Origin of the sequence: Nostoc sp. NOS(2021) (genome assembly GCF_017115025.1) — a bacterium.
Classification (GTDB): domain Bacteria; phylum Cyanobacteriota; class Cyanobacteriia; order Cyanobacteriales; family Nostocaceae; genus Nostoc.
Window position 1 is genome coordinate 1 of the sequence record NZ_JABXKM010000006.1, and the last position, 3,065, is coordinate 3,065.

At 43.1% G+C, this 3,065-nt stretch carries 4 protein-coding genes; 3 read left to right on the forward strand and 1 reads right to left on the reverse strand.

All coding sequences use genetic code 11. The annotated features are described in order from the left end of the window. Positions 1–168: 168 nt before the first annotated feature. From ccsB to HWQ41_RS00105, 3 genes are all read left to right on the forward strand, one after another. Positions 169–1,242 (forward strand): c-type cytochrome biogenesis protein CcsB, encoded by a 1,074-nt coding sequence (gene ccsB, locus HWQ41_RS00095; RefSeq protein ID WP_292758551.1) that lies wholly within the window; start codon positions 169–171, stop codon positions 1,240–1,242. Between the two features lie 309 nt (positions 1,243–1,551). Beyond that, entirely contained in the window at positions 1,552–1,860 is a 309-nt protein-coding gene (locus tag HWQ41_RS00100; RefSeq protein WP_292758554.1) for a KGK domain-containing protein, read from the forward strand. 152 nt (positions 1,861–2,012) lie between these two features. Beyond that, the gene (locus HWQ41_RS00105) at positions 2,013–2,732 is read left to right on the forward strand and encodes a Uma2 family endonuclease (RefSeq protein WP_292758557.1); all 720 of its coding nucleotides are present in this window, start codon (positions 2,013–2,015) and stop codon (positions 2,730–2,732) included. A gap of 118 nt (positions 2,733–2,850) precedes the next feature. On the opposite strand, the gene HWQ41_RS00110 is transcribed toward HWQ41_RS00105, so the two are convergent. Then, on the reverse strand, positions 2,851–3,065 hold a 215-nt coding region (locus HWQ41_RS00110; protein WP_292758560.1), incomplete at its 5' end, for a hypothetical protein.

Sequence of the window (3,065 nt, forward strand, 5' to 3'; positions counted from 1 at the left end):
GCAGTCACTCATGGGGGAAACCCCCTGTTCCCGCGCTGCTTCACCAAAATCTAAAATTGAATTGCCCAATGCCCTATTTCCCATTTCCCCTGTTTCATGACGCTGTAAGCATATAGGATCAGAACAGTCAGAATCGGTATTTTAAATCATCCACGGAGAGAACACTTTATGAACCTGGTTGTACTCCAGAACTGGCTGGACAATGCCTCCTTTGCCATATTATTCCTGACAATGCTGGTGTATTGGGGGGGAGCGGCTTTTCCGAATCTGCCTTATCTAGCCGCTTTGGGGACAGCTGGGATGGCGATCGCGAATTTGTGTATGGCGACTCTACTAGGGGCACGATGGATAGAAGCTGGTTACTTTCCCTTAAGTAATCTCTATGAATCTCTGTTTTTCTTAACTTGGGGAATTACCACTGTCCATCTAATTGCCGAAAATAGTAGCCGTAGCCGCTTAGTAGGAGTTGTTACAGCTCCTGTCGCAATGGCGATCGCTGCTTTTGCTACCTTGACATTACCATCCCAGATGCAAACGTCAGAACCCCTAGTACCCGCCTTAAAGTCAAATTGGCTGATGATGCATGTCAGTGTGATGATGTTGAGTTATTCGGCTTTGATGGTGGGTTCGTTATTAGCGATCGCTTTTTTAGTTGTCACTCGTGGTCAAAACATCCAACTACAAGGTAGTTCTGTCGGTACTGGTGGCTATCGCAGCAACGGCTACCGCTTGCACAAAGCATCTGAGCTAATTTCTCAACCATCAGCCCCTTCTGTCGAAAATAACGGCTTTGCTCGTTTTGAAACTAGTAGCAACGGCAACGGTAACGCTAACATCGCTGTTTTGAATTTAGTCACAACAATCCCAATCCAAAATCCAAAATCCGAAATCCAAAATTCGGAACCCCTTTCACCCCAGCGCCTTAGCCTTGCCGAAACCCTCGACAATATCAGCTATCGCATCATCGGACTAGGATTTCCCCTGCTGACAATTGGGATCATTGCCGGTGGCGTTTGGGCTAACGAAGCTTGGGGTTCCTACTGGAGTTGGGACCCTAAAGAAACTTGGGCATTAATCACTTGGTTAGTGTTCGCCGCCTACCTTCACGCCCGGATCACTCGCGGTTGGCAAGGGCGCAGTCCCGCAATTTTAGCCTCCACCGGCTTTGTTGTCGTTTGGGTTTGTTATCTAGGTGTGAATCTTTTGGGTAAAGGTTTGCATTCTTACGGTTGGTTTTTCTAAGAACCGTTTAAATAAAACTACCCCACCCTAACCCTCCCCTTGTAAAGGGGAGGGAACTGGATTTGCTGTTTCCCACCTTTCCAAGGGGGGATTAAGGGGGGTAAATCCGACTTGTGTGTACACACACCGTAGCCCCTTGGTAAGGGGAGGGTTGGGGAGGAGTAACGCGACAATTATAGGCTAATTTACCGGACATCAAATTATTACTGAATTTTTATTTGAGTAGCACTAAATCTACAAAATCATCATTTTGTTTCGGATGAACTGCTAAATCTGTGGAAAGTATAGATTTAGTGACAGGAGATTTTTATGGAAGATGGATTCGAGAGACTAAATCATGATGAAGTTGTGTCTATAGAACCAGACACTTTTAATAAATTAAATATTGCTAAAACTTTTAAAGTCCGTGATTTAATTACAGCAATTAAGGAATATATTGGAGCAGATGAGACAGATGAAGTAAATTTGTATACCCAAGGATTAAATTGTGAAGTTTTGCAGTTTAGTACTCAGGGATGGAAAAAAGGAAAAGTTAGACTTGCTTTAGAATTTTGTTCTGATGAATCTGAGTCACCACTTGATGAAATTTTTCAAAAACTCAAACAAGTGGAAAACTAATACCCAATGACCAAAAGATCCCCGACTTCGTAAAAGTTGTCGGGGATCTGATCCTCTCGACGTTTGCAAATAAAATAGGATGTGCCGAATTGCTATCAAAATTCATTTATAAAATAAAGATGTACTAATAACTGAGGACGAGTAAACTCATCATGCTAAAGTACGATCCATTAGCTTGTTTGCCCTCATCTGAGGAACTGCCAGACTCTGACGATACCCCAGTGGATAACGAATTACAAAATATAATTCCCGGTTTGCTCAAAGTTATCTTAGCGATGGTTTGGGCAGAACGCATGGATTGGTTTTTTGGTATTGATATGGGGATTTATCATGACCCAGATTTACCAGCGATAGTCCCAGATGGATTTTTGAGTTTGGGCGTAGAGCGATTTTACGATCAAAACCTCCGCCTCAGTTATGTGCTTTGGGAAGAGAAGAGAGTACCGATATTAGCGCTAGAGGTAGTGTCTCAGACATATCGCGGTGAGTACTCAACCAAGAAAGCAGAGTATGCAAGATTGGGGATTTTGTATTATGTGGTTTACAATCCATTTCGTCGCCGTAAGCCACGTTTAGAAGTTTACAAATTAGTTAATAATGTTTATGAATTTCAAGATGGTAATCCTGTTTGGCTACCAGAGATTGGTTTAGGAATTGGTATGGAACAGGGAACTTATCTAGGCATTCCGCGTGAGTGGTTGTATTGGTATAACCAACAAGGGCAAAGGTTTTTAACACCAGAAGAAGATAAAAAACTTGCTCAACAACAAACACAGCAAGCAGAGCAAGAAGCTCAACAAGCAAAACGACGTGCTGAATTCTTAGCAGAACAATTGCGATCGCTCGGCATAGATCCTGATTCTCTGTCCTGACTTCCTCTAAGGGAACTCCAACATATAAATCATCTAATCTTGTGGGGTGGGCAACATGAGCGCCCACTTCACAGGACGGGCGAGACGCCCATCCTACAATAAATATTAGGATATTTTATTACTTGAAAGTCCCTAAAAACTCGTCCACGAGTTTCAAACACTCGTTAACGGAGTTCAGAGGTGGATGAATCCAGTTCAAAGACTCGTTAACGGAGTTCAGAGGTGGATGCATCCAGTTCAAAGACTCGTTAACGGAGTTCAGAGGTGGATGAATCCAGTTCAAACACTCGTTAACGGAGTTCAGAGGTGGATGAATCCAGTTCAAAGACTCGT

What these genes read in the sequence shown, in the direction of transcription:
- HWQ41_RS00100 (WP_292758554.1), top strand. Translation starts at nt 1,552, where the DNA reads ATGGAAGATGGATTCGAGAGACTAAATCATGATGAAGTTGTGTCTATA.
- ccsB (WP_292758551.1), top strand. Translation starts at nt 169, where the DNA reads ATGAACCTGGTTGTACTCCAGAACTGGCTGGACAATGCCTCCTTTGCC.
- HWQ41_RS00105 (WP_292758557.1), top strand. Translation starts at nt 2,013, where the DNA reads ATGCTAAAGTACGATCCATTAGCTTGTTTGCCCTCATCTGAGGAACTG.